Here is a 24,444-nt window from a genome sequence, read left to right as displayed (position 1 = left end):
CCTTCGGGCTCAGCAGGCGAGCGGGTCGAGGACCATCGGCTCGATCCGGCCGTCCAGCATGGCGCCGAGCCCCAGCACCGCGCAGACGTCCGGCCGTTCCGCGATGTGCACCGACATGCCCGTCGCGTCCCGCAGCATCTGGTCGAGACCGGGCAGCAGGGCACTGCCGCCGACCATCATGATCCCGCAGTCCACGAGGTCGGCCACCAGGTCGGGCGGGCAGTCGCGCAGGATCTTGCCGAGCCCGTCCAGGACACCGGTGAGCGGGGCGTGGATGGCCTGGCGCACGGCCGCCGTCTCGACCCGTACCGAGCGGGCCAGGCCCGTCGCCACGTCCCGGCCGTGGATCTCGGTCGTGGCGGGTCCCCGCGAGGTCAGGCCGCTGCCGCTGAGTGCCAGTTGCAGCGGGCGCACGGACTGGCTCGGCAGCATCAGCGCGTGGTGCTGGCGCAGGTGCTGGATGACGGCGTGGTCGATGGCGTCGCCGCCGACCGGGATGCGTACGGCGCTCACGATCGAACCGAGCGAGAGCACCGCGATCTGGGTGGTCGCCGCCCCGCACACCATGATCATGGTCGCGGTCGGCTGCTCCACCGGCAGCCCGCAGCCGACGGCCGCCGCGATCAGGGTGTCGACCAGCTCGACCCGCCGGGCGCCGAGCCCGACCAGGGTCTCCACGGCGGCCCGCTGGGCGAGCGGATCGCTGTCGTGCGGGGTGCAGGCGGCGGCCCGCAGCCGGGGCTTGCGGCGCAACTGGCGGCGGAGCTTCTCGCCGAGCAGATGGCGGAGCATGCGCTGGGCCATCTCGATGTCGACGACGGTTCCGCCGGAGACCGGGCGGGCCACCCGGATGTAGTCGGGGGTGCGGCCCGTCATCTGTTCGGCGAGCGCGCCGACCGCGATGAGCGACCCGGTACGCGTGTTCACCGCGGCGACGCTCGGCTCGTCCACGACGAGCCCGAGCCCCTTGACGTACACGCGGGTCCGGGCGGCCCCGAGGTCGACGGCGACATGGCAACGGCGCAACTGCTCAAGACTGACGGTCACGGCAGGTTCTCCCGGGAGCGCGGACGGGTGGGCACCGGCCGGGCTGCGGCCGGTTCTCTCTCGCATGGTGCGCCCTGTGCCGCCGCGGCGCGCGCTGGGAGGCGCCGGAGGAGGGTACGGAGCTGACGCCCCGACAGGAAGGGCGACGGACCGCCCCGGCTCACCCCGGCAGCAGTCGCTGGAACAGCCCCCAGGTGAACTCGGCGACGTACGGCAGCCCCGTCCCCGGTTCGGTGATCGCCAGCGCCCACCGGGTCGGCGCGCCGCCCTCCATCGGCCGGACCGGCGGGAAGGCCCGCGCGACCTCGTCCACCGTGGCCGACCAGGGCCGCAGATCCGCGATCGCGCGCAGCTCCGGTCCCGGCGCTCCCGGCGCCCGCACCAGCCACTCGTTCCACACGGCGCCGCCCGGCGCGGCCGTCACCTCGAACCGCAGGTCCGGCCAGAGCGGCACCGGCCACCGCAGTACCTCGCACTCCAGGCCACCGACCGTGCGGCGCCCGGACGACTCGGGTTCGCCGAGCACCGAACGGTGGCGGTGCGCGGCGCCCCGGCCGCGCGGTGCCCGCGTCATGGCCTGCCAGCGGCGGTTGGCCTCGCGCATCTCGGCGGACGAGGCGCCCAGTTCGCGCCGGGCGTCCTCGACCAGGTCGGGCCGGTGGTCGGCCATCCGGCGCAGCAGGACGAGCTGGAACTCACGGGGGCCGAAGGGCGCGGACGCGGTCATGGGGCCACGCTTCCACACGACGGCCCGCACCACCGGCCGACCCCGCGTCCGCCGACCCCGCGTCCGCCGACCCCGCGTCCGCCGACCTCGCGTCCGTCCGCCCCGCGTCCGTCCGTCGGCCGCCGGGGGGACCGGCCCTGGGGGGGACCGGCCCTCCGGCGGGGAGGCCGTCAACCGGAGGTGGGGCCCGGCCGCTCCGGCAGGAGGTCCGGGCCGCCCAGCATCCGCCGCAGCAGGTCCCGCAGCAGCGCGCGGTCCCCGTCCGACAGCCGGGCCAGCGGCTCCCGCGCGAAGGTGAGCGACTCGCGCAGCTCCCGCGCGATCCGCGCACCCCGCTCCGTCGGGGCGGCCAGCTTCACCCGCCGGTCGGTGGGGTCGGGCCTGCGCTCCACCAGGCCGCGGGTCTCCAGCCGGTCGACGATGCCCGTGACGTTCGACGGCTCGCACTTCAGCTTCTGGGCGATCCGGCGCATGGGCATCGGCTCCAGCACGAGCAGCCCGAGCACGCGTGCCTGCGCGCCGGTGAGCGAGTGGGCCGCGGCGGCCTCGTCGTACTCCTCGTAGTAGCGCGCCACGACGGTACCGATGAGCTCGACGACCTCAAGGGTCAGCGGGTCTGTGCGGGGGGTGGGCATGACACCCAGGATAGCCGGTTGCTTGACAAAGTGAAATATTCAGGAGCATGGTTGTTTCACATCATGAAGTATTTCGTCCGCCGGGCCGGTGACAGGCCGAGGCGGGCCGGGCCCGCGCGGACCCGGTCCCGCGGGCCCGGCCCCACGGGCGGAGCTTCTCCCGCCCCGTGAGTCATTGAGGAGAACCGAGCCATGTCCGCAGCACTTCCCGCATCCGGCCGCGAATGGCACCTCGTCGCCCGCCCCCACGGCTGGCCGAAGGCCGAGGACTTCGCGCTGCGTGAGGCCCCGGTCGCCGCCCCCGGCGAGGGCCGCGTCCTGGTCCGCAACCGGTACTTCTCGGTCGACCCGTACATGCGCGGCCGGATGAACGACGTGAAGTCGTACATCCCGCCCTTCAAGCTCGACCGGCCCATGGACGGCGGCGCGGTCGGCGAGGTCATCGCCTCGAACGCGGAGGGCATCGAGGTCGGCGACCACGTCCTGCACGGCCTCGGCTGGCGCGAGTACGCCGACGTCCCGGCCGAGCACGCCGTGAAGGTCGACCCGTCCATCGCCCCGCTCTCCGCCTACCTCGGCGTGCTCGGCATGACCGGGCTCACCGCCTACGCGGGCCTCTTCGACGTCGCCTCCTTCAAGGAGGGCGACGCCGTGTTCGTCTCCGGCGCGGCCGGCGCGGTCGGCAGCCAGGTCGGCCAGATGGCGAAGCTCAGGGGCGCCTCCCGGGTCATCGGCTCGGCCGGCTCCGACGAGAAGGTCGAGCTCCTCGTGGAGGAGTACGGCTTCGACGCCGCCTTCAACTACAAGAACGGCCCCGTGGCCGATCAGCTGCGCGAGGCCGCCCCCGACGGCATCGACGTCTACTTCGACAACGTCGGCGGCGAGCACCTCGAAGCGGCGATCTCCGCCCTCAACCCGCACGGCCGCGTCACCGTCTGCGGCATGATCGCCCAGTACAACGCCACCGAGCCGACGCCCGGCCCGCGCAACCTCGCCCTCGTCATCGGCAAGCGGCTGCGCATCCAGGGCATGCTCGTCGGCGACCACTCCGACCTCCAGCCGCAGTTCGTCCAGGAGGTCGCCGGCTGGCTGGCCTCGGGCGAACTGAAGTACCGCGAGACCACCGTCGAGGGCATCGAGAACGGCTTCGACGCCTTCCTCGGTCTGCTCCGCGGCGAGAACACCGGAAAGATGATCGTCTCCCTCGCCTGACAGCCGCTCCGGCACACCCGTTACTCTCATCGGCAGGCCGTCGCGATCGTGGGCGCGAGTCGCGGCGCACAGCAGGAGGAATCCTCAGCATGACCATTCAGGACATCAACGTCCTCTACACCGCCGTCGCCACCGCCGAGAACGGCCGTGACGGCCGCGTCTCGTCCGACGACGGCAACCTCGACGTCGTCGTCAACCCGCCCGAGGCCATGGGCGGCAGCGGCGCGGGCACCAACCCGGAGCAGCTCTTCGCGGCGGGCTACAGCGCCTGCTTCCAGGGAGCGCTGGGCGTCGTGGCCCGCCAGGAGAAGGCGGACATCTCCGGCTCCACGGTGACCGCCGCGGTCGGCATCGGCAAGACCGCCGAGGGCGGCTTCGGCCTGGAGGTCGCGATCACCGCGACCATCCCGAACGTCGACGCCGACACCGCGCGGGCACTCGTCGAGAAGGCCCACCAGGTGTGCCCGTACTCGAACGCCACGCGCGGCAACATCAAGGTCGAGCTGTCGGTCGCCTGACCTGCTCGCCCACCCGTTCGCGCCGGGGGCCGCATCCCGCAGGGGGTGCGGCCCCCGGCCGTGTTCCGGGAGCCCGGACCGCCCGGCCCCGGCTTCCTGTTCGAAGGCCCCCGCCGGCCCCAGTACGCTGACGCCATGCGTGATCTTGGGGTGGGCTTCGGCTACTTGATAAAGGGACAGCGCTGGGTCGGACGGCACGGGCGCTGGTTCGGCTTCGGGCTGCTGCCCGGACTCGTCACGCTCGTGCTGTACGCGGCGGCGTTCATCGGCCTCGGGTACGGCGCCGACGACCTGGTGGGCTGGGCGACCCCGTTCGCCGACGACTGGTCCTCGCCCTGGCAGGGGCTGCTCCGCACCACCCTGACCATGCTGGTCTTCGGCCTCGGCCTGTTCCTCGCCGTGATCACGTTCACCGCCGTGACCCTGCTGGTCGGCCAGCCCTTCTACGAGTCGCTGTCCGAGCAGGTGGACCGCACCGAGGGCGGCGAGGTCCCCGAGTCCGGGCTGCCGCTCTGGCGGGAGCTGTGGATCTCCGCCCGGGACAGCGTCCGGGTCCTGGTGCGGGTGGGGCTCTACTCGGCGCTGCTCTTCGCCCTCGGATTCATCCCGGTCGTCGGCCAGACCGTCATCCCCGCGATCGGCTTCTGCGTCACCGGCTACTTCCTCGCCGAGGAGCTGACCGCCGTCGCGCTCCAGCGCCGCGGCATGGAGCTGAGGAAACGGCTCGTGCTGCTCCGCAGCCGGCGGGCACTGGTCCTCGGCTTCGGCGTGCCGCTGGCGCTGGTCTTCCTGATCCCGTTCGTCGCCGTGTTCCTGATGCCGGGCGCCGTCGCCGGGGCCACCCTGCTGGCACGGGACCTGGTGCCGGCCGGCGACGGGGCCCCCGACGGCGAGGCCGGGGACGACACGGCCGACGGGGCCGGGGACCGGACGCGGGGCGGGAACGGGGCGCCGAACCCGTACGCCCCCGACCGGGACTGAACCGCCCCGCCTCCGCCCCGGCGCCTTCTAGGCGGTGTGCACCTCCAGCGCCGACCTGACTGCCGACTCCAGGGCCCCCTCGATCCAGGCCGGTTTGATCGAGGTGTGGCAGCCCGCGAAGTGCAACGGCCCCTCGACCGACCGCACATCGGCGAACAGTTCGGTGTGCTGGCCGGGCAGCAGCACCGATGCCTCGCCGTACGCGTACGGGTCGCGCATCCACGACTGGGTGGCGCCGACGCCGGTGTAGAACACCTCGACGCGCTGCCCGTACACGTCCTGCACCCCGGACAGGGAGAGCGGATAGCGCTCGTCGTCGTCCAGCGAGTCCCACTTCAGCGCGTCGTCGGACCAGCTGTACGAGGCGAGGAGGACCCCGCCCGCGCTGCCCTCGACCGGGTGGGAGGGCTGGTACATGAAGCGGTTGGGGTTGTCGGTGACCGAGCCGCCGCCGGTGACGTGCGCCGCCTCGGGCTGGCTGCGGACGGTGGCCCGGTGCGCCGCGTAGTGCACGCGCTGGTCGGGCGGGATGTGGCCGGGCGGCACCGAGGGGTGGGCGCCCAGCAGCGAACCGTCGGCCGGTGCCTTGCCCAGCCGGTAGGCGTCGTACAGGCCGGGCTCGATCCGCTCCAGCTCGGTCTTCCAGTCCTTCTCCTCGAACTCCCACCAGCGGCGGCTGAATTCGAGCAGCACCTTGGTCGCCGCGTCGTAGTGGATCTCGGTGAGCGCGCGCCGCTTTCCGTACGAGAGCAGGGGCGCGACCGGGATGTGGCGCAGCCCGGAGAACGGCACGGTGATGATCGCCCGGTCACCGGTGAACGTCTGGCGCACCAGCGGTTTGCCGTCGCGGCCCTCGGAGACCGTCTCGATCCGGACGCCGTCCTCGCCGTGGCTGATCCGGGTGGCCCGGCGGTCCAGCCGCACCAGGTCCTCGACCTGCTCGTACATCGCGTCGGCGAGGACGCCCGTGCCGCCCGGCAGCTCGAAGAACGCGGTGTCCGGACTGATCAGGGAGGCCCCGATGAAGCTGTGCACGAAGGCGAGGTGGAGCCGGGAGGTGAGGTTCTCCACCGTGCCGACGAGGTCGACGGTGCGCTCGTCGAGCTCGGCGACCTCGGTGAGGAACCGGAACATCGACCAGTGCCCGTACCGCTGGATCACCCGTGCCCAGCCCTCGACCAGCTCCCGGCCCTCCTTGCCCGCGAACTCCTCGCGGACCGGGGCGAACGCCTCGCGCACGATCGTCGCGGCGGGCTTGTCCTCGAACTCGGCGGGGACGCCGAACGAGCGGTTGATCGCCTGCGGCTTCCTCGCGTAGTCGGCCTTGCGCATCCGGATGCCGTTGACGTGGATCCAGGCGTGGTTGACGGGCCGTCCCTCGGCGTCGACGTCCGCCAGGTGGAAGCGGCGGCGTTTCAGGTCGAGGCCGTCGACGAGCGCGGTGACCAGCGGGTGGCTGTCGGGGATCCGCATGGCGCCGGCCTCGGCGTACTGCTTCGGGTCGGCGAAGGGCGCCTTCGCGTTCTCGTGGCCGCCCTTGCGGAAGGTCTTGATCCGGCCGCCGACGCGGTTGCCGTTGGCCTCGATGACGGTGACGGAGTGCCCGGCCTCGTGCAGCAGGCGGGCGGCGGTGAGCCCGGCCGGGCCCGCGCCGACGATCAGCACCTTCTTGGGGGGCCTGCCGCTGCGCGGCAGGCCCTTGGACAGCAGGATGTCGCGGTAGCGGGGGACCAGCGGCTGGTCCTGCCCGTCGCGTACGAGGACGGCGCGGGCGACGTCCAGGCAGGTGTTCCAGTCCGACGCGGCGGCCGCGGGCGCGAGCGCGGTGCCGGAGCCGGGCAGGGCGTCGGCGGCGCCCGGCGCGGCGGCGTCCGCGGTACCGGCCGCGCCCGCGGCCAGGGCGGCGGCACCGGCGGCGGCGCCGGTCAGCAGGGTGCGGCGGGAGGGCAGGCCGGACGAGGATCCGGCGGGCTCGGAGATCATGCGGTCAACCCTGGGTCGCCCCGGGGAGTGCCCCGGGCCCGGACGCGCGTAGACCGACCGGAAATCACCCGCAGGTGCTCTGTCGCGTTCGCCGTACTGACGCCCTGCCGGGGGCACTTCACGGGGGAGGGGGCTGCGGCGCGCCGTCCGGCCCGCCCGGCCGCAGCAGGGCCAGGAAGTCCTCGAACGCCGCGGGCATGTCCACCGAGTCGGGGTCCAGCAGCCACTGGTACTGGAGCCCGTCCAGCACCGCCACGAGCAGCGGCGCCGCGCGCTCCGGCGTCAGCCCGCCCGGCAGCCGCTCGCCGTACTCGGCGCGCAGTATCGCCGCCATGCTCGCCCGGACCTGGGTGTAGCGGCGGGTGAAGAAATCCCGCGCGGGATGACCCCCCGTCACGCTCTCGCCCAGCAGCGCCGAGAACGTCTGGACGATGCCGGGGCGCATCGCGTTGTACTCGACGAGGGAGGCCAGCAGCTCGATCCGCCAGGTGCCGTCGCTCCGCGTGCCGCCGCCGGTGTCCCACTGGTCGCGCTCCTCCAGTACCGCGACGAGCAGCGCCTCCTTGGTCGGGAAGTAGTGCAGCAGGCCCTGCTGGCTGAGGCCGACCCGCTCGGCGACGGCGCTCAGGGAGGCGCCGCGGTAGCCGCGTTCGGCGATCACTTCGAGAGCCGCCCGGACGATCTCCGCCCGCCGCTCCGCGCTTCTGGCCCGCGCCATCTCCCCGGCCCCTTCCGGCACGCCATCGGTCCCGTTCCCCGGACCGCACCGTACGCCATCCCCGAAAATAACGGAATGGTGACGAAACCTACCGATCTACCGATCGAGGGGGTGAGTATGGAGGCGTTCAGCGCAGGAAACCCGACGAGGAGGTACGGCCGTGGCGGACACGTCCACACCCAGCAACCCCGATGCGGTCCGCGAGGCCGCGGTCGAAGCGGCGCTCGCCGCGCTGGGGCTCGACGACAAGGCCCGGCTCCTGGCCGGTCAGGACATGTGGTCCCTGCCCGCGATCCCCGCCGTCGGGCTGCGCTCCCTGGTGATGTCCGACGGGCCGATCGGCGTCCGCGGCGTCTCCTGGAGCGCCGACGACCCGTCCGTCGCGCTCCCCTCGCCCACCGCGCTCGCCGCGACCTGGGACCCGGCACTGGCCCGCCGGGCCGGCCGGCTGCTCGCCCAGGAGGCCCGCCGCAAGGGGGTGCACGTGCTGCTCGCCCCGACCGTCAACCTCCACCGCTCCCCGCTCGGCGGACGCCACTTCGAGACGTACAGCGAGGACCCGTACCTCACTGGCGAGATAGGCACCGGCTACGTGCGCGGGGTGCAGGACGGCGGCGTCGGCACGACCGTCAAGCACTTCGTCGCCAACGACGCCGAGACCGACCGCTTCACCGTCGACAACGTCGTCGCCCCCCGCGCGCTGCGCGAGGTCTACCTGGCCCCCTTCGAACGGATCGTCAGGAACGCCCACCCCTGGGGCATCATGTCCGCCTACAACCGGGTCAACGGCTCCACCATGACCGAGCACCACTACCTGCAGAACACGGTGCTGCGCGGCGAGTGGGGCTACGACGGATTCGTCGTCTCCGACTGGCTGGCCGCCCGCTCCACCGTCGGCGCCGCCCGCGGCGGCCTCGACGTCGCGATGCCCGGCCCCAGGACGGTGTACGGGAAGGCGCTCGCCGACGCGGTACGGGCCGGTCGGGTCGAGGAGGCCGTCGTCGACGGCGCCGTGCGCAACGTGCTGAGGCTGGCCGCCCGCGTCGGCCTCCTGGACGGCGCCCCGCCCGTCGTCGACCCGGCCGCGCACCCCGGCGCCCTCGACGGCGACGCCCTGGCCCGCGAGATCGCCCGCCGCTCCTTCGTCCTGGTCCGCAACGAACGCGCCGCCCTGCCCCTGGCCGCCACCGCCGTCCGCCGGATCGCGCTCAGCGGGGCGCTCGCCCGGGACGCCCGGGTCCTCGGCGGCGGCTCCGCCCAGGTCTTCCCGCACCACGTCGTCACCCCGCTGGACGGCCTCGCCGCGGCCCTCCCCGACGGGGTGCTCGACTACCGGGTCGGCGCCGACCCGAACGACGAACTCGTCCCCGCCCAGAAGGGCTTCGAGCTCCGGGCCGTCTGCCGCGACGCCGACGGCACCGTCATCGGCTCCGCCCCGCTGCACGACGGCACCCTCCAGTGGCTCGGCGACGACCTCCCCGCAGGCGTCACCCGCGAACGGCTGCACACCGTCGAGATCACCGGCACCTTCGTCCCGCGCGACAGCGGCGAGCACGTCTTCGGCACCCGGGGCACCGGGGCGCTCACCCTCACCGTCGCGGACGAGACCCTGTACGACGGCGTCCACCGGGTCACCGGCTCCGCCGACCCCGGCGAGGCGTTCTTCGGCAACCCCCTGGAGCGCGGCCGGATCACCCTCGTCGCCGGCGAACCCGTCCACGTCTCGCTGCGTCAGGTCCCCGAGACCCTGGCCGAGGACGGGCCGATCCTCGGCGTCTCGTTCTCCCTCTGCCACCTCGGCCCGCGCCGCGACCCCGACGAGCTGATCGCCGAGGCCGTCGAGGCGGCCCGCGGCGCGGACGCCGCGATCGTCGTCGTCGGCACCACCGAACGCGTCGAGTCCGAGGGCTTCGACCGCACCGACCTGAGGCTCCCCGGCCACCAGGACGAACTCGTTGCCGCAGTCGCCGCCGTCAACCCCCGCACCGTCGTGGTCGTCAACTCCGGCTCCCCGGTGGAACTCCCGTGGCGCGAGGAGGTGGCCGCCGTGCTGCTCGGCTGGTTCCCCGGCCAGGAGGCCGGCCACGCGCTGGCCGACGTCCTGCTGGGCGCCGAGGAACCCGGCGGCCGGCTGCCCACCACCTGGCCGGTCGCGCTCGCCGACGTCCCGGTCTCCTCCACCACCCCCACCGACGGCCGGCTCCACTACGACGAGGGCGTCTTCGTCGGCTACCCGGCCTGGGAGAAGGCCGGCACCGCGCCCGCCTACCCCTTCGGCCACGGACTCGGCTACACCACCTGGGAGTACGAGAGCCTGGTGGCCGGCCGGGACTCCGTCACCGTCCGCGTCCGCAACACCGGTACCCGGCCGGGCGCCGAGACCGTCCAGGTCTACCTGGCGCCCCGGCACGCCGACGCCGGCCGCCCCGCCCGCAGGCTGGCCGGCTTCGCCCGGGTCGAGGCGGCCCCCGGCGAGAGCGCCGACGCGGTGATCGCGCTGGAGCGGCGCGCGTACGAGATCTGGGACGAGGAGGCGTACGACTGGGTCCTGGTTCCCGGCGCGTACGAGGTGCAGGCGGCCCACTCGCTCGGCGACGTGCGCCGCACCGCGGTCGTCGAGATCGAGGAGTAGCGGCCCCGCACGAGGAAACCCCCGGACGGCGCCGGTCGCCGTCCGGGGGTTCCGCCGTACCGCCCCGGTCAGCGCACCGAGAACCCGTACACGGTCGTCGAGACGAACTCCTCGCCCGGCCGCAGCACCGTGCTCGGGAACTCCGGCCGGTTCGGGGAGTCCGGGAAGTGCTGGGTCTCCAGCGCGACCCCGGCGCACGGGCCGAACGGCCGCCCGTCGAAGTGGTCCGCCGTGTACAGCTGGAGGCCCGGCTCCGTCGTCGCCACGGTCAGCACGCGCCCCGAGCCCGCGTCGTACAGCTCGGCCACCGGACCCGGACCGCCCGCGTCCAGCACGAAGTTGTGGTCGTAGGCCGGGCCGAGCGGACGCGGCGCCCGGAAGTCGAACCGGGTGCCCTCCACCGGCAGGAACTCGCCCGTGGGCAGCGACTCGGCGTCCACCGGGGTGATCCGCCCCGCCGCGATCCGCAGCTCCTGCCCCAGCGCGCTGCCGCTGCCGGCGCCCGCCAGGTTCCAGTACGTGTGATTGGTCGGGTTCAGCACCGTCGGGGCGTCGGTCGTGGCCCGGTACGTGATCCGCAGCGCCCCGCCCTCGTCCAGGGTGTACGCCGCCGACATCGTCAGCCGCCCCGGGAAGCCCTCCTCGCCGTCCTCGGCGACCAGCAGCAGCTCGACGCCGTCGGCCACCTCCCGGGCCCGCCACACGCGCTTGTCGAAGCCCCCGGCCCCGCCGTGCACCTGGTTGCGGCCCTCGTTGGGCGCCAGCCGGTGGACACGGCCGTCCAGTTCGAACCGGGCCCCGCCGATCCGGTTCGCGTACCGCCCGACCAGCGCGCCGAAGTACGGCCCGGTGAAGGTCTCGTACCCGGCGAGGTCCGGCAGCCCGAGCGCGACGTCCGCCCGCGCCCCGTCCCGGTCCGGCACCTCCACCGACTGCACGATGCCGCCGTACGTCAGCACCCGCACCCGGGTGCCGTCCCGCTCCAGCGTCCAGCGGTGCACCGGGGTGCCGTCCGCGAGGGTGCCGAACTCTTCCGTGCGCACAACCGTGCCCGAACCAGTGATCATGGTCGACGACCCTACGCGGGCGGCCGGGCCGCCGTGACGTTGCGGTACGCGATCTCCGCCAGCCGCGCCTGCCCGTCCCGCCCCGGATGGAACCAGTCCCACCGGCTGAGCTGCGCGCCGGTGAACGGGTAGTCGAAGACCGCCCCGCCGTCGTGGCGGCAGCGCAGGTCCTTCGCGCAGACCTCCCGGAGCACCTCGTTGTACGCCACGACCCGCTCGCGCACCGAGTCCCGCCGGGCCACCGCCGCCGCGCCCAGGTCGTCCGCGTCGCCCAGCATCGACCGGCAGATCCCCAGCTTCCAGATCTGCTTGCCCAGCGGGTTCCCGCGCCCCGTCGACCAGAGCCGCTTCAGGTCCGGCACGCTCGACACGTACACCTGGGCCTTCGGGGCCCCGGCCCGCAGCCGGCGCATCGACATCTCGAAGGACGTGCGGAAGTCCTCCACCGGCGTCATGTGCCGGGCCGAGTCCCGGCAGGCGTCATTGGCACCGATCATCACCGTCACCAGATCGGGTTTCTCCTCCGCGGCCAGCGCCATCTGCTCCGGCAGCTGCGCGATCCGGGCCCCCGTCTCCGCGTGGTTCCAGCTCCGGGCCGCGGCCCCCGGCGCCCCCAGCAGCCGCACGGCCAGGCTGCGCACCGCTTCGTCCGTGCCGGTCGCCCACGACACCTCCGGGCAGTCCGTCAGCACCGAACAGGCGTCGAAGCCCCGGGTGATGGAGTCGCCCACGGCGGCCACCGAACCGGGGCTGCGGTCCCATGTCGGAGCGGGTCTGGCCGACGGCTTCCGGCCGGCCGCCCCCTTCGTCGTCCCGTCGTGTCCGGAGTCACAGCCGGACAGGGCGGCCGTGCCCAGCAGTGAGGCCACCGCCAGAACGGCCGCAGCGGTACGCGACCGACGGCGGACGGAACGATCCTGCATCCTCGGGTCCTTTCGCTCATGCCCCCGGCGACCCCGTGCGGCACCGGTCGGAAGGCCCCGCCGCCCCGGCGGGTGAAAGCTGCGCGAATGATGTGCCCGGGACCGACCGTACGTCACACCCCGGGCGCCCCCGCGCGGTAGCTTTTCCTCGTCGAACCAGCGGCGCTTCCCCGGCCCGGCTCCACTCGGGTGGCATTCCGGAAATCACACCACGTCACATACTTTCCCTTTTCAGGAGTTTCACCCCGATGCTGTTTACTGATGACGACCTCGGGAGCCGGCCGGGAAGAGGCGGCACGGGCGCGAGGCCGCTGGGGAAGGCGAACTTCGTCCCACACTGGAGGTCCCGGTGACGACACGTGGAGTTCTGTACGTTCACTCCGCACCGCGCGCGCTCTGCCCCCACGTCGAGTGGGCGGTGGCGGGTGTCCTCGGGGTACGGGTCCAGCTGGACTGGATCAGACAACCCGCGGCCCCCGGCACCTGGCGGTCCGAATTCTCCTGGCAGGGCCGCCTCGGCACGGCGTCCGAGCTGGCCTCCGCGCTGCGCGGCTGGGACCTGCTGCGGTTCGAGGTGACGGCCGAGCCGAGCTCCGCCGCGGAGGGCGAGCGCTACAGCTCCACCCCCGGCCTGGGCATCTTCCACGCCGTCACCGGGGTGCACGGCGACATCCTGGTGCCCGAGGACCGGCTGCGTGCGGCGCTCGCGCGGTCCGCGAAGGGCGAGACGGAGCTGGCGGCCGAGATCGCCAAGCTGCTCGGCAAGCCGTGGGACGACGAGCTGGAGTCCTTCCGGCACGCGGGCGAGGGCGCGCCCGTGCGGTGGCTGCACCAGGTGGTGTGAGGGCCGGAAACGGCCCGGAACGGGCCCCGGGGGCGTGCGGAGCCGGAGAATCCCCGCCGGGCGCCCCCGAACACTCCGGTGCAACCGAAGGCGCGATCGGGGCGCGGCCGGTGGTACGGAAGCGGACACGACCGAAGAGGCCCGCCTCCCCACGAGGGGGAGGCGGGCCTCTTCGTGACCGGGCCGGGGCCGCGGGTCAGACGCTGCGGAACGCCAGGACCACGTTGTGTCCGCCGAAGCCGAACGAGTTGTTGATCGCGGCGATCGAACCCTCGGGCAGCGGTCGCGGCTCGTCGCGCACGATGTCCGCCTCCACGGCCTCGTCGAGGTTGTCCACGTTGATCGTCGGCGGGGCCATCCGGTGGTGCAGCGCCAGGACCGTCGCGACGGTCTCGATGCCGCCGGCGCCACCGAGGAGGTGCCCGGTCATCGACTTCGTCGCGGAGATCGCGACGTGGTCGAGGTCGTCGCCCAGCACCTTGCGCAGGGCCTTCAGCTCGGCGACGTCGCCCTGCGGCGTCGAGGTGGCGTGCGCGTTGAGGTGCACGACCTCGGACGGCTTGAGGTCCGTCTGCTCCAGCAGGTTCTGCATCGCGGCGGCGATGCCGCGGCCGGTCGGCTCGGGCTGCGCGATGTGGTGCGCGTCCGCGGACAGACCCTGGCCCAGCACCTCGCAGTACACCTTGGCGCCACGCTTCGCGGCGTGCTCCGCGGACTCCAGGACGACGACGCCCGCGCCCTCGCCGAGGACGAAGCCGTCACGGCCGGTGTCGTACGGACGGGAGGCCTTCTCGGGCTCCTCGTTGTTCTTGGACATCGCCATCATGTTGGCGAACGCGGCGATCGGCAGCGGGTGGATCGCCGCCTCCGTGCCACCGGCGAGGACCACGTCCGCACGGCCGGTGCGGATCATCTCGACGGCGTACCCGATCGCCTCGGCGCCCGAGGCGCAGGCGGAGACCGGCGTGTGCACACCGGCCTGGGCGTTGACCTCCAGGCCGACGTTGGCCGCCGGGCCGTTGGGCATGAGCATGGGAACGGTGTGCGGGGAGACGCGGCGTACGCCCTTCTCCTTCAGCACGTCGTACTGGTCGAGCAGGGTGATCACTCCGCCGATGCCGGAGGCGATGACCGAGCCCAGCCGCTCGGGCCGGATCTTCTCGTCCTCACCGGCCTTGCCGGTGAAGCCGGCGTCCGCCCACGCCTCGCGGGCCGCGATCAGCGCGAACTGCGCCGAGCGGTCCAGCTTGCGGGCGAGCGGGCGGGGCAGTACCTCGCCCGGGTCGACGGCCGCGAGGGCGGCGATCCGGACGGGGAGTTCGGCGAAACGTTCGCCCTCGAGAGGCTTGACGCCGGAACGACCGGCCATCAGACCTTCCCAGGTCGACGCCGAGTCGCCACCCAGCGGAGTGGTTGCGCCGATACCGGTGACGACCACGGTGCGATTGGTCGAGTTCACTGGAAAATCTTCTCCACGTGTAGAGGGTCGTGAATCAGCGGCGCCACCGCTGGGTGGCGACACAGGAGCCGGGGCTGATCAGCCCTGGTGCTTGAGGATGTAGTCGGCAGCGTCGCCGACCGTCTTGAGGCCCTTGACGTCGTCGTCGGGGATCTTCACGTCGAAGCGCTCCTCGGCGGCGACGACGACCTCGACCATGGACAGCGAGTCGACGTCCAGGTCGTCGGTGAAGGACTTGTCCAGCTGGACGTCCTCGACCGGGATCCCGGCGATCTCGTTGACGATCTCGGCGAGACCGCTGACGATCTCTTCCTGGGTGGCGGCCATGATGGCTCCTTCGGTGTTTATTTACAGGGTTTCGGACGTCCGGGCCTGAACGGCCTGGTGTGCCTAGGGGAGGGTAACGACCGTCGCGGCGTAGACGAGACCCGCCCCGAAGCCGATGACGAGCGCGGTGTCCCCGCTCTTCGCCTGACCGGTCGCCAGGAGCCGCTCCATGGCGAGCGGGATCGAGGCGGCGGAGGTGTTGCCGGTGGTCTCCACGTCGCGGGCGACGGTGACGCTCTCCGGCAGCTTCAGGGTCTTCACCATCGAGTCGATGATCCGCATGTTGGCCTGGTGCGGAATGAAGACGTCCAGGTCTTCCGGGCTGATCCCGGCCGCGTCCAGCGCCTGCTGGGCGACCTTCGCCATCTCGAAGACGGCCCAGCGGAAGACCGCCTGGCCCTCCTGCGTGATCGCCGGGAACTTGATCTCGCCGTTCCGGTCGAGCGGCAGCTTCGAGACGTCGCCGATGTGGAAGTCGTTCCACGGCACGGTCTGCTTGATCGTCTCGGACTTGTCGCCCTCGGAGCCCCAGACGGTCGGCCCGATGGCGGGGACGTCGGAGGGGCCGACGACGACCGCGCCGGCGCCGTCGCCGAAGAGGAAGGCCGTCGCGCGGTCCTCCTTGTCGGTGAGGTCGCTGAGCCGCTCCACGCCGATGACCAGGACGTACTCCGCCGAGCCCTCGACGATCATGCCCTTGGCCAGGGTCAGTCCGTAGCCGAAGCCCGCGCAGCCGGCCGAGATGTCGAAGGCGGCGGGCTTGCCGGCCCCGACCTTGTGGGCGATCTCCGTTGCGATGGCCGGGGTCTGCTTGAAGTGCGAGACGGTGGAGACGATCACGGCACCGATCTGCTCGGGCCTGATCCCGGCGTCCGCGATGGCCTTGCCGGACGCCTCCACGGACATCGCGGCCACGGTCTCCTCGTCGGAGGCCCAGTGGCGGGTGGCGATGCCGGAGCGCGAGCGGATCCACTCGTCGGACGAGTCGATCGTCTCGAGGATCACCTCGTTGGGCACGACCCGGGTCGGGCGGTAGCCGCCCACGCCCAGGATGCGTGCGTACGGGGCGCCCTGACTGGGCTTGATCTTCGACATGCTCTTTCGGGGCTCCTTAGGCGCTCGCGTGCTCGGAGATGAGCGCGCGGGCCGCTTCGAGGTCGTCGGGGGTCTTGAGCGCGAGCGTCTTCACGCCGGGCAGCGCGCGCTTGGCGAGCCCCGTGAGCGTGCCACCGGGGCACGCCTCGATGAGAGCCGTGACGCCCAGCTCCTTGAAGGTCTCCATGCACAGGTCCCAGCGGACCGGGTTGGCCACCTGGCCGACCAGCCTGGAGATGACCTCGTCGCCGGTGGTCACGGCCTTGCCGTCGGCGTTGGAGACGTACGTCACGGTCGGGTCGGAGACCTCCAGCCCCGCGGCGGCCTCGCGCAGCCGGTCGACGGCGGGCGCCATGTGGTGCGTGTGGAACGCGCCGGCGACCTTGAGCGCGACCACGCGGCGCACGCCCTCGGGCATGTCCTCGGCCAGCGCGGCGAGCTGCTCGACGGTGCCGGCGGCGACGATCTGGCCGGAGCCGTTGACGTTCGCCGGGGTCAGCCCGAGCTTCTCCAGGTGCGGGACCGATACCTCGGGGTCGCCGCCGAGCAGTGCCGACATGCCGGTCTCGGTGACCGCGGCGGCCTCGGCCATGGCGAGCCCGCGGGTCCGTACCAGGCGCAGCGCGGCATCGTCGCCGATGACTCCGGCGAGGGCGGCTGCGGTGATCTCACCAACGCTGTGACCTGCGACGACAGCCGGGGAGGCGTCGAGCGCGGCAGCGGAGAGCAGACCGGCGGCGACCAGCAGCGGCTGTGCCACCGCGGTGTCACGGATCTCCTCCGCTTCGGCCTTGGTGCCGTAGTGGGCGAGGTCGAGCCCGATGGCGTCGGACCAGGCCGCGATGCGGTCTGCGGCACCGGGGAGGTCGAGCCAGGGAGTCAGGAAGCCGGGCGTCTGAGCGCCTTGGCCGGGAGCGACGAGTACGAGCACCCTCACACTCTCTCTTGTGAACGGTCCGGAGCACCCGTGGGGACAGGGACCAAGAACCGTATGGGGAATTGTTGATGTCCGACAAAAGTCTAGGACTGTGGATCTCTGGCGGCCAAGCGTCCCAGGATCAGGGCGATCCGCAACGTGAACGCCGAGCGGACGTCGGAGGGCGACCATCCGGTGACGTCTGTCACACGTCGGAGCCGGTAGCGCACGGTGTTGGGGTGAACGAAGAGCATTCTGGCCGCGCCCTCCAGGCTGCTCGCCTGCTCCAGATACACACTCAGTGTTTCGAGGAGGGCGGACCCCGCTTCTTCCAGCGGTCTGTAGATCTCCTCCACCAACTGGTCCCGCGCGGCGGGGTCGCCCGCCATCGCGCGCTCCGGCAGCAGGTCGTCGGCCAGCACCGGGCGCGGGGCGTCCTGCCAGGCACCGCACGCCCTGAGCCCGGCCGCCGCGGCCTGCGCGGACCGGGTGGCCGCCAGCAGGTCGGGCACCACGGGCCCGGCGACGACGGGGCCCGCCGCGTACGGGCCGATCAGTGACTTGGCGACGTGCAGCGGGCTGTCGCTGCCGCCCGCGATGACCACGAGGCGGTTGCCGAGCACCCCGGTGAGGACCTGGAGCTTGGCGTGCCGGGCGGCCCGCCGGATCGCCTCCACGGTCAGTTCGCTGTCGCCGTCCGGGGCGGTGCCGAGCACCACGCAGACGTGCTCGGGGGAGTTCCAGCCGAGCGCCGCGGCGCGTGACACGGCACCCTCGTCGGCCTCGCCGGACAGCACCGCGTTGACCACGAGCGATTCCAGCCGGGCGTCCCAGGCCCCGCGGGCCTCGGCGGCCTGCGCGTACACCTGGGCGGTGGCGAAGGCGATCTCCCGGGCGTAGACGAGCAGCGCCTCGCGCAGCACCGATTCGTCACCGGGCGCGGCGACCTCCTCGATCGCGGCCTCCATGACCTCGATCGTGGTGCGCACCATCTCGACGGTCTGTCGCAGGGTGATCGCCCGGGTCAGCTCCCGCGGAGCGGTGCCGAACACGTCGGTGGAGATGGCCTGCGGGGTCTCCGGATGCCGGAACCACTCGGTGAACGCCGCGATGCCGGCCTGGGCCACCAGGCCGATCCAGGACCGGTTCTCCGGTGGCATCGCCCGGTACCAGGGCAGCGATTCGTCCATGCGGGCGATCGCGTTGGCGGCCAGTCGGCCGGAGGACTGCTCCAGCCGTTTCAGGGTCGCGGCATGCAGGTGGGCGTCGTTCGCAGCGGGCTGCTCAGGATCGGGTCGGGGCACGAGAACAAGACTGCCTTATCGGGCGACAGGCACGGAGGGCCGGGGCCGCCGCGGGTCGTACCGGCGGGTAGCGGCCGGGGAGGATTCCTCCGCGCCCCCGCCCGGCTACCGTGGCCCCGTGATCTCCGTACACCGCGCCGACGACCGCTTCCAGGGCGGGGACCGGGACGCCGGCATCCTGTCCCGGCACGCCTTCTCCTTCGGCACCTTCTACGACCCGGACAACCTCCGCTTCGGCCCGGTCATGGCCGTCAACGAGGAACGGCTCGCCCCCGGCGCGGGCTTCGAGGAACACCCGCACAGCCATACGGAGATCGTCACCTGGGTCGTCGAGGGCGAGCTGACCCACCGCGACTCCACCGGTCACGCCACGGTCGTACGGCCCGGCGACCTCCAGCACCTCAGCGCCGCGTCCGGCGTGCGCCACGTCGAACGGAACGACGGGGACACCCCGCTGACGTTCGTCCAGATGTGGCTGGCACCGCTGGAGGCGGGCGGCGAACCCGCGTACACGATCGTCCCCGGCCTCGCCGGAGCCGCGGCGCCGTACGAGCTCCCGGCGGCCGGCGCGGCGCTCCGCGTGCACCGGCCGGCCGCGGGGGAGCGGGTCGCGCTGCCGGACGCGCCGCTGGTGTACGTGCACGTGACGGCCGGTTCGGTACGGCTCGGCGACGACGGCGAGGCGCTGGGGCCGGGCGACTCGGCGCGGATCACCGGCGAGCAGGGGCAGGGGCTGGTGGCGGCCGGGGCGGCCGAGGTGCTGGTCTGGGAGCTGTCGGCCTGAGCCGCCGGCCGCCGTCCCGCCCGGACTACCGGCCGTCGTCCCGGCGCCACATCGACCACATCGGCGGCCCGGCACGGAACGTCATCTCCTCGTGCACGGCGAAACCGTGCCGCCGGTAGAAGGGGAGGTTGCGGCGGTTGCTGGACTCCAGGAAGACCGGCCGCCCGTCCGCGTCCGCCCGTTCCAGCAGCCCGCCCAGCACCCGCGCCCCGCGTCCCGTGCCGCGCACGTCCGCGTGGGTGCCGATGTACTCGACGTACCAGTGCTCCGGCCCGGCCGGGTGGCGGTGCTCCATGGCGAACAGCCTCCCCGCGGTGCGCGGGAGCTGGGTGCGCGCCGCCCGCAGGAGCGGGCCCGCGTTGCGCAGCAGGTACGTCACCGGCAGCTTCCACTTCCCGGGCTCCGCCCACACCGCCGCGACCGTGCGTTCCGGATCGGTCCACACCCGCCCCGCCGGAACCTGCCGGGCCAGGTGCGCGGTGAACAGCAGCCGCAGCCGCCGGTCCCGGTCGTGCGGCATCAGCCAGCTCCAGACGGGGTCCTCGGCGTAGGCACTGGCGAGCACGGCGGCGAGCGCGGGGACGTCGGCGGCGGTCGCGCGGACTATGTCGGCCATGGCGGGGCAGTGTAGGCCCTGCGCCCGGTCGTGGCGCCCCCGTTGCGTGGGGTGAGAGCTTTCACACCTGCCCCGGGAACCGCGGGGAGCGGGCCGAAGATCCTCAACCACGGGGAGCGGAGGCCCACTTGGTGACGTTCCCCGTGTGATCGCATGGAACATCGGGGGGCAACATGTTAAGGCTGCACTTCACGGATGCGGACCTGGCGAAGATCTGGGTCGCACCGGGGCCCGACCCGCTCTGGGAGACGGTCCTCGGGATACAACTGATGTCCCGGAACGGCCCGAGGTCCTTCGGGGAATGGCGCCGCAGGGCCCGTACGGAACTGCGCCGCAAGGGCGTCGAGGGCTCGGCCCGGCTGGTGGGCGCGGCGGCGCCGCCGGCGAGCTACTTCCCGGACTTCCTGACCCCGCCCGAGGGCCGCCACGGCCTTGAGGCCGGCCTGGAGGCGCTGCGGGCCACCCCGCCGGACCGGCTGGGCCGGGAGCTGGCACTGACGGCGAACGTCCGCCGGCTGCCCCGCTGGTTCGCCGGCCTCGCCGCGGGCGAACGGGACCGTCTGGACGAGCTGGCCGAAGCGATCCGGTGCGTGTACGAGGCCGTCATCCGGCCAGACTGGACGCGGGCCGCGGCGACGGTGGAGGCCGACCGGATGGTCCGGGCCCGTGCCCTGCGCGACGGGGGCGTCGGCGGGCTGCTGGACTCGTTGCGTCCGGCGCTGGACTGGCGGGCGCCGACGCTGCGCATGCGCTACCCGGAGGACCGGGACATCCACCTCGAAGGCCGGGGACTGTGCCTGATCCCGTCGTTCTTCTGCCACGGCGGTCCGGTCGCGCTCGCCGACCCGGAGCTGCCGCAGGTGCTGGTGTACCCGATCGCGCGCACGGAGGGGCCGGACGCGGCGCCGCTCGGCGCGGACCGGCGGCTCAAACCGCTCGGCGGCCTCATCGGCCGGACCCGCGCCCGGGTGCTGACGGCCCTCCAGGGCTCGGCGACCACCGGCGAACTGGCGCGGGTGCTGCACATCTCGACGGCCTCGGCGAGCGAGCACGTCCGCGCGCTGCGGGAGGCCGGACTCGTCCACGGCAACCGGGTGGGCGGCTGCGTCATCCACAGCCTCACCCCGCTCGGCGAAGCCCTGCTGCACGGCGTCACCGAACAGCTGGACGCCGCCTGACCGGCGGAGTTCGGTTCTGCCCGAACGCCGTCGTCACCAAGTGCCCGGTGCCCCGATGCTGGTACGGCAGCCGGGGGGCGACGAGGGGACGAAGCAGAGCCTTCCGACGCACGAAAGGAACAACACGCACATGTCGCACCGCCGTTGACGACGGCGGCGCGGCTCGGGGGAAGGAAGACCTGTCCATGGACACCATCACCACCACCGGCGGGAAGCGCACCGCCGCCGCGCACCGCGGCGCGCGGTTCGCCGCGCTCACGATCACCGCGCTCGCCGCGGCGGGCGTCCTCGTCCCGGCCGGCACCGCCTCGGCGGCCCTCCCGCCGCCGTCCGGCGAGTACCCGGTCAGCAAGAAGCTGTCGACGTACAAGTTCCAGCAGCAGTCGACGTACTACTACTGCGGTCCGGCCGCCACCCGCCTCGCACTGACCCAGCGGGGCAGGACGGTCGGCCAGAAGACCCTGGCGAAGGACCTGAAGGTCGAGGAGAACGGCAAGCAGACCGACAACATCGGTCTGGTCACCAAGGTCCTCAACAAGCGTCTGCCCGGCTCCTGGTACGAGAACAAGTGGATCGGCGGCAACACGGCCACCAAGGCCCAGGTCGCGCTGCTGAAGAAGGACATCAGGTTCGACGTCAACAACGGCCGCGCCATCGTGGCCAACGTCCACGGCACGGCGACCGACACCGCGGGCCGGAAGCACTCCTACGACCAGGGCCACTACCTCACCGTGGTCGGCTACGCGAAGAACGGCGACCAGGCGGTCATCGAGGACATCGCGATCAGTTCCTCCAAGACCCACCGCTACACGATGACGACGAAGCGGCTCGCGGACTGGATCGCGTCGAGGGGCTACTCGGCGTAGAGCGGTCCGCGCAGCACGGCCCGCGCGGGACGGTCCGTGAAGAACGGTCCGTGCGGGACGGGGGAAACGGAAGAGGTCCGGGGCGACGGCGGTCGCCCCGGACCTCTTCGCCGTGCGGGAGTGTGTGCGGGGGCGGGCGGCCTCAGCGCAGCCCGGCCACGAAGGACCGCCAGGCCCCGGCCCCGACGATCAGGACGGGCCCGTCCGGGTTCTTGCTGTCGCGCACGGGCACGGCGTGGGGGAGGCCGTCGACCACCTCGACGCAGTCTCCGCCGTTGGTTCCGCTGTGCGACGACTTCCGCCACTGTGCTCCGGTCAGGTCATGACTGGTCCCCATAGCGTTCCTCCATCACGCGAGCGATCAGTGCTGCCGAGTCCTCGGGAGAGAGGGCCGTGGCTTGCAGTCGAGCGTAGCCGAACGAACGTTCCTTGATCACTTGAGGATTGGCCGTCATGTGGCCCTGGTCGTAGCTTTCCACGTAGAAGATGTCGGGGTCGTCCTCGAACCTGAGGAGGTTGAACGACCCCATCATCGCCGTGTGCTGACCGACGGAGAACGGAAGCACCTGGATCTGGACCCAGGGGTCGTCGCGGAATTCCAACAGCCGCGCCAGTTGGGCGCGCATGACGTCGCGTCCGCCGACCTCCTGGAGCAGCGCCGCCTCGCTCAGGACGACCCACAGCGCGGGCGGATTCTCGCCCTTCAGGATTCGCTGGCGATTCAGGCGGGCCGCCGTCATCTTGTCGACCGAGTCCGGGTAGTCGACCCTGAGCAGGGCCCGCGCGTACTCCTCCGTCTGCAACAGCCCGTACACCACCTGCGCCTGGTACGTGGAGATGTACGTCGCCTTGACCTCCATCTCCGCGTACGGCTGGAACCAGGCGGGCAGTTGACTGTGCAGGACCAGGCCGATCAGCCGCGAGAACACTCCGTCCGTGTTGAGCGCCACGTCCACGCGCTCGGAGAAGTCGCGGGTGGGGAGCTTCTTCGACGTCTCGATCTGGCCGATCAGGGAGCCGGTGCAGAAGATGATGTCGCCGAGCTGCGACTGCTTGAGGTTGTGGGCCTCTCGCCGGCGGCGTAACTCCCAGCCGTAGTAGCTCAACGGGGAAGCGTTGGGATCGAGGGCCTGGATGTTGGCCACGGCGAGGTACCTCCGGCGTTCAACACCTTGCGGCGTTCGTTTCGGTGCGTAGCCGAGCGTAACCGGACCGCTGCACGCTGGTGACATGAATCACGCAATCGATCCACGGGCCGGAGGTGCGGTGGAGCCGACCTACCGCGCCGACTTCGCGCTGGGGGAGCACTCGGCCCGGCACCTGCGCCGCATCCTGCGTCTGTACCTCACCGCCTGGGGCCTGCTCGAAGTGGCCGGGGCCGCCGAACTCGCGCTCGCCGAGCTGATCGCCAATGTCGTGCGACACGTTCCGGGGCGCCGCGCCCGGACGCTGATCTTCCTGCTCCTGGCCGGGGGAGTGCGGGTCGAGGTCGCGGACGACTGCCCCGACGTGCCGAGGATGGCCGTGAGGGGCGAACTCGACGAGGGCGGGCGCGGGTTGGTGCTGGTCGACGCCGTCACCGACAAATGGGGTGTGGAGCCGCGTCGCGACGGCACCGGCAAGACGGTGTGGTTCGAGTGCATGGCCGTCGGGGGGCCGGCCGGCGCCGACGCCGTTTCCCGTCCCCGCTGACGGTGTCCGCCGGCGTCAGCGGGCGGAGCCCAGCTCCGCGAGCACCGCGTCCGTGAACGGCGGCCACGCCTCCACCGCCCACGGGCCGAAGGCCCGGTCGGTCAGCGCGACGCACGCCGCGCCCGCGACCGGGTCGATCCACAGGAAGGTGCCGGACTGCCCGAAGTGCCCGAAGGTCGCGGGCGACGACGAACTTCCGGTCCAGTGCGGCGACTTGGAGTCCCGGATCTCGAAGCCGAGCCCCCAGTCGTTGGGGTTCTGGTGCCCGTAGCCGGGCAGTACGCCCTTCAGGCCGGGGTGCACGACGGTCTGCGCGGCCAGCACCGTGCGCGGGTCGAGCAGCTGGGGGGTCTGCACCTCCGCCGCGAAGCGCACGAGGTCGTCGACGGTCGAGACGCCGTCCTTGGCGGGCGAGCCGTCCACCGTGGTCGCCGTCATCCCGAGCGGTTCCAGCACGGCCTGGCGCACGTACTCCGGGAACGGGATGTCGGTGGCCTTGGCGATGTGGTCGCCGAGCACTTCGAAGCCCGCGTTGGAGTAGAGCCGCCGGGTGCCCGGCGCGGCCGTCGTCCGGTGCTCGTCGAAGGCGAGCCCGCTGGTGTGCGCGAGCAGGTGCCGCACGGTGGACCCCTCGGGCCCGGCCGGCTCGTCCAGCTCCACCGCCCCCTCCTCGTACGCCACGAGCGCCGCGTAGGCCGCGATCGGCTTGGTGACGGAGGCGAGCGGGAAGCGGTGTGCGGTCGGGCCGTGCGTACCGACGACGGTGCCGTCCGCTCGTACGACGGCAGCCGCCGCGGTGGGGACGGGCCAGTTGTCGATCATCGCCAGGCTCTGCATGCGTACGAGCGTAACGGGCACGGGCGGGCGGGCCCCGGGGGGCTCCGGGACCTCGGGAGTCCCGGGGGCCTTCAGGACTTCTC

General features: G+C 72.7%; 25 protein-coding genes. 9 read left to right on the top strand and 16 right to left on the bottom strand.

What is annotated here, in order from left to right:
- Positions 1 to 9: 9 nt before the first annotated feature.
- The 3 genes from EAO76_RS08735 to EAO76_RS08725 all read right to left on the bottom strand — a co-directional run bounded on the left by EAO76_RS08735 (position 10) and on the right by EAO76_RS08725 (position 2,409).
- Entirely contained in the window at positions 10 to 1,047 is a 1,038-nt protein-coding gene (locus EAO76_RS08735; protein ID WP_148834960.1) for a rod shape-determining protein, read from the bottom strand.
- 160 nt (positions 1,048 to 1,207) lie between these two features.
- Positions 1,208 to 1,774 (bottom strand): hypothetical protein, encoded by a 567-nt coding sequence (locus EAO76_RS08730; RefSeq protein ID WP_148834958.1) that lies wholly within the window; start codon positions 1,772 to 1,774, stop codon positions 1,208 to 1,210.
- Between the two features lie 170 nt (positions 1,775 to 1,944).
- Complete coding sequence (locus tag EAO76_RS08725; protein ID WP_148834956.1) at positions 1,945 to 2,409, bottom strand: MarR family winged helix-turn-helix transcriptional regulator; 465 nt, start codon at positions 2,407 to 2,409, stop codon at positions 1,945 to 1,947.
- A gap of 192 nt (positions 2,410 to 2,601) precedes the next feature.
- Here EAO76_RS08725 and EAO76_RS08720 point away from each other — a divergent pair, with 192 nt between their 5' ends.
- From EAO76_RS08720 to EAO76_RS08710, 3 genes are all read left to right on the top strand, one after another.
- The gene (locus tag EAO76_RS08720) at positions 2,602 to 3,621 is read left to right on the top strand and encodes an NADP-dependent oxidoreductase (protein WP_148834955.1); all 1,020 of its coding nucleotides are present in this window, start codon (positions 2,602 to 2,604) and stop codon (positions 3,619 to 3,621) included.
- Between the two features lie 89 nt (positions 3,622 to 3,710).
- On the top strand, positions 3,711 to 4,139 hold the full coding sequence (locus tag EAO76_RS08715; protein ID WP_148834953.1) for an organic hydroperoxide resistance protein: 429 nt from the start codon (positions 3,711 to 3,713) through the stop codon (positions 4,137 to 4,139).
- A gap of 135 nt (positions 4,140 to 4,274) precedes the next feature.
- Complete coding sequence (locus tag EAO76_RS08710) at positions 4,275 to 5,120, top strand: EI24 domain-containing protein (protein ID WP_148834951.1); 846 nt, start codon at positions 4,275 to 4,277, stop codon at positions 5,118 to 5,120.
- Between the two features lie 27 nt (positions 5,121 to 5,147).
- Here the strand turns inward: EAO76_RS08710 and EAO76_RS08705 are convergent, their stop codons facing one another.
- Complete coding sequence (locus tag EAO76_RS08705; RefSeq protein ID WP_148834949.1) at positions 5,148 to 7,103, bottom strand: FAD-dependent oxidoreductase; 1,956 nt, start codon at positions 7,101 to 7,103, stop codon at positions 5,148 to 5,150.
- Between the two features lie 118 nt (positions 7,104 to 7,221).
- Entirely contained in the window at positions 7,222 to 7,821 is a 600-nt protein-coding gene (locus tag EAO76_RS08700; RefSeq protein ID WP_148834947.1) for a TetR/AcrR family transcriptional regulator, read from the bottom strand.
- 160 nt (positions 7,822 to 7,981) lie between these two features.
- Between EAO76_RS08700 and EAO76_RS08695 the strand changes: the two genes are divergently transcribed.
- A complete protein-coding gene (locus EAO76_RS08695; RefSeq protein ID WP_262375313.1) occupies positions 7,982 to 10,453 on the top strand; it encodes a glycoside hydrolase family 3 C-terminal domain-containing protein in 2,472 nt (823 codons plus the stop codon).
- A 68-nt stretch (positions 10,454 to 10,521) separates the two neighbouring features.
- Here EAO76_RS08695 and EAO76_RS08690 read toward each other — a convergent pair whose 3' ends face one another.
- Positions 10,522 to 11,520: an aldose epimerase family protein gene (locus EAO76_RS08690; RefSeq protein ID WP_148834945.1), complete on the bottom strand. Its 999-nt coding sequence runs from the start codon at positions 11,518 to 11,520 to the stop codon at positions 10,522 to 10,524.
- An 11-nt stretch (positions 11,521 to 11,531) separates the two neighbouring features.
- The gene (locus EAO76_RS08685) at positions 11,532 to 12,443 is read right to left on the bottom strand and encodes an SGNH/GDSL hydrolase family protein (protein ID WP_148834943.1); all 912 of its coding nucleotides are present in this window, start codon (positions 12,441 to 12,443) and stop codon (positions 11,532 to 11,534) included.
- A 349-nt stretch (positions 12,444 to 12,792) separates the two neighbouring features.
- Between EAO76_RS08685 and EAO76_RS08680 the strand changes: the two genes are divergently transcribed.
- Positions 12,793 to 13,287, top strand: coding sequence for a DUF3145 domain-containing protein (locus EAO76_RS08680; protein ID WP_148834941.1), 495 nt, complete (start codon positions 12,793 to 12,795; stop codon positions 13,285 to 13,287).
- A gap of 196 nt (positions 13,288 to 13,483) precedes the next feature.
- On the opposite strand, the gene fabF is transcribed toward EAO76_RS08680, so the two are convergent.
- The 5 genes from fabF to EAO76_RS08655 all read right to left on the bottom strand — a co-directional run bounded on the left by fabF (position 13,484) and on the right by EAO76_RS08655 (position 18,388).
- Complete coding sequence (gene fabF / locus EAO76_RS08675; protein WP_148834939.1) at positions 13,484 to 14,746, bottom strand: beta-ketoacyl-ACP synthase II; 1,263 nt, start codon at positions 14,744 to 14,746, stop codon at positions 13,484 to 13,486.
- A 78-nt stretch (positions 14,747 to 14,824) separates the two neighbouring features.
- A complete protein-coding gene (locus EAO76_RS08670) occupies positions 14,825 to 15,073 on the bottom strand; it encodes an acyl carrier protein (RefSeq protein ID WP_124717844.1) in 249 nt (82 codons plus the stop codon).
- A gap of 63 nt (positions 15,074 to 15,136) precedes the next feature.
- On the bottom strand, positions 15,137 to 16,168 hold the full coding sequence (locus EAO76_RS08665; protein ID WP_148834937.1) for a ketoacyl-ACP synthase III: 1,032 nt from the start codon (positions 16,166 to 16,168) through the stop codon (positions 15,137 to 15,139).
- Between the two features lie 16 nt (positions 16,169 to 16,184).
- Entirely contained in the window at positions 16,185 to 17,099 is a 915-nt protein-coding gene (locus EAO76_RS08660; protein ID WP_148834935.1) for an ACP S-malonyltransferase, read from the bottom strand.
- Between the two features lie 89 nt (positions 17,100 to 17,188).
- Positions 17,189 to 18,388, bottom strand: a complete 1,200-nt coding sequence (locus EAO76_RS08655; RefSeq protein WP_148834933.1) for a CdaR family transcriptional regulator — start codon at positions 18,386 to 18,388, stop codon at positions 17,189 to 17,191.
- A 118-nt stretch (positions 18,389 to 18,506) separates the two neighbouring features.
- Here EAO76_RS08655 and EAO76_RS08650 point away from each other — a divergent pair, with 118 nt between their 5' ends.
- The gene (locus EAO76_RS08650) at positions 18,507 to 19,172 is read left to right on the top strand and encodes a pirin family protein (protein ID WP_148834931.1); all 666 of its coding nucleotides are present in this window, start codon (positions 18,507 to 18,509) and stop codon (positions 19,170 to 19,172) included.
- A gap of 25 nt (positions 19,173 to 19,197) precedes the next feature.
- On the opposite strand, the gene EAO76_RS08645 is transcribed toward EAO76_RS08650, so the two are convergent.
- Positions 19,198 to 19,788, bottom strand: a complete 591-nt coding sequence (locus EAO76_RS08645) for a GNAT family N-acetyltransferase (RefSeq protein WP_148834929.1) — start codon at positions 19,786 to 19,788, stop codon at positions 19,198 to 19,200.
- Positions 19,789 to 19,961: 173 nt separating this feature from the next.
- On the opposite strand from EAO76_RS08645, the gene EAO76_RS08640 reads away from it, so the two are divergent.
- Positions 19,962 to 20,966 (top strand): helix-turn-helix transcriptional regulator, encoded by a 1,005-nt coding sequence (locus tag EAO76_RS08640; RefSeq protein ID WP_148834927.1) that lies wholly within the window; start codon positions 19,962 to 19,964, stop codon positions 20,964 to 20,966.
- Positions 20,967 to 21,151: 185 nt separating this feature from the next.
- Positions 21,152 to 21,832, top strand: coding sequence for a C39 family peptidase (locus tag EAO76_RS08635; protein WP_148834925.1), 681 nt, complete (start codon positions 21,152 to 21,154; stop codon positions 21,830 to 21,832).
- A gap of 142 nt (positions 21,833 to 21,974) precedes the next feature.
- On the opposite strand, the gene EAO76_RS08630 is transcribed toward EAO76_RS08635, so the two are convergent.
- The gene (locus EAO76_RS08630) at positions 21,975 to 22,169 is read right to left on the bottom strand and encodes a DUF397 domain-containing protein (RefSeq protein WP_148834923.1); all 195 of its coding nucleotides are present in this window, start codon (positions 22,167 to 22,169) and stop codon (positions 21,975 to 21,977) included.
- A complete protein-coding gene (locus EAO76_RS08625) occupies positions 22,153 to 22,977 on the bottom strand; it encodes a helix-turn-helix transcriptional regulator (protein ID WP_148834921.1) in 825 nt (274 codons plus the stop codon). The genes EAO76_RS08630 and EAO76_RS08625 overlap by 17 nt, the downstream gene beginning before the upstream one ends.
- Positions 22,978 to 23,062: 85 nt before the next feature.
- On the opposite strand from EAO76_RS08625, the gene EAO76_RS08620 reads away from it, so the two are divergent.
- The gene (locus EAO76_RS08620) at positions 23,063 to 23,524 is read left to right on the top strand and encodes an ATP-binding protein (RefSeq protein ID WP_148834919.1); all 462 of its coding nucleotides are present in this window, start codon (positions 23,063 to 23,065) and stop codon (positions 23,522 to 23,524) included.
- Between the two features lie 15 nt (positions 23,525 to 23,539).
- Here the strand turns inward: EAO76_RS08620 and EAO76_RS08615 are convergent, their stop codons facing one another.
- Positions 23,540 to 24,361 carry a serine hydrolase gene (locus EAO76_RS08615; RefSeq protein ID WP_148834916.1) on the bottom strand — a complete coding sequence of 274 codons (822 nt, stop codon included), beginning with the start codon at positions 24,359 to 24,361 and terminating at the stop codon, positions 23,540 to 23,542.
- Positions 24,362 to 24,444 lie beyond the last annotated feature (83 nt).

Origin of the sequence: Streptomyces sp. sk2.1, from assembly GCF_008120935.1 — a bacterium.
Classification (GTDB): domain Bacteria; phylum Actinomycetota; class Actinomycetes; order Streptomycetales; family Streptomycetaceae; genus Streptomyces.
This window is presented reverse-complemented; position numbering and strand designations above follow the sequence as displayed.

Bases quoted from the DNA above. Each gene is read 5' to 3' on its own strand.
- EAO76_RS08670 (WP_124717844.1), bottom strand. From the start codon at position 15,073: ATGGCCGCCACCCAGGAAGAGATCGTCAGCGGTCTCGCCGAGATCGTC.
- EAO76_RS08615 (WP_148834916.1), bottom strand. From the start codon at position 24,361: ATGCAGAGCCTGGCGATGATCGACAACTGGCCCGTCCCCACCGCGGCG.
- EAO76_RS08700 (WP_148834947.1), bottom strand. From the start codon at position 7,821: ATGGCGCGGGCCAGAAGCGCGGAGCGGCGGGCGGAGATCGTCCGGGCG.
- EAO76_RS08645 (WP_148834929.1), bottom strand. From the start codon at position 19,788: ATGGCCGACATAGTCCGCGCGACCGCCGCCGACGTCCCCGCGCTCGCC.
- EAO76_RS08620 (WP_148834919.1), top strand. From the start codon at position 23,063: ATGAATCACGCAATCGATCCACGGGCCGGAGGTGCGGTGGAGCCGACC.
- EAO76_RS08685 (WP_148834943.1), bottom strand. From the start codon at position 12,443: ATGCAGGATCGTTCCGTCCGCCGTCGGTCGCGTACCGCTGCGGCCGTT.
- EAO76_RS08710 (WP_148834951.1), top strand. From the start codon at position 4,275: ATGCGTGATCTTGGGGTGGGCTTCGGCTACTTGATAAAGGGACAGCGC.
- EAO76_RS08630 (WP_148834923.1), bottom strand. From the start codon at position 22,169: ATGGGGACCAGTCATGACCTGACCGGAGCACAGTGGCGGAAGTCGTCG.
- EAO76_RS08720 (WP_148834955.1), top strand. From the start codon at position 2,602: ATGTCCGCAGCACTTCCCGCATCCGGCCGCGAATGGCACCTCGTCGCC.
- EAO76_RS08690 (WP_148834945.1), bottom strand. From the start codon at position 11,520: ATGATCACTGGTTCGGGCACGGTTGTGCGCACGGAAGAGTTCGGCACC.
- EAO76_RS08725 (WP_148834956.1), bottom strand. From the start codon at position 2,409: ATGCCCACCCCCCGCACAGACCCGCTGACCCTTGAGGTCGTCGAGCTC.
- EAO76_RS08640 (WP_148834927.1), top strand. From the start codon at position 19,962: ATGTTAAGGCTGCACTTCACGGATGCGGACCTGGCGAAGATCTGGGTC.
- EAO76_RS08730 (WP_148834958.1), bottom strand. From the start codon at position 1,774: ATGACCGCGTCCGCGCCCTTCGGCCCCCGTGAGTTCCAGCTCGTCCTG.
- EAO76_RS08705 (WP_148834949.1), bottom strand. From the start codon at position 7,103: ATGATCTCCGAGCCCGCCGGATCCTCGTCCGGCCTGCCCTCCCGCCGC.
- EAO76_RS08635 (WP_148834925.1), top strand. From the start codon at position 21,152: ATGGACACCATCACCACCACCGGCGGGAAGCGCACCGCCGCCGCGCAC.
- EAO76_RS08665 (WP_148834937.1), bottom strand. From the start codon at position 16,168: ATGTCGAAGATCAAGCCCAGTCAGGGCGCCCCGTACGCACGCATCCTG.
- EAO76_RS08715 (WP_148834953.1), top strand. From the start codon at position 3,711: ATGACCATTCAGGACATCAACGTCCTCTACACCGCCGTCGCCACCGCC.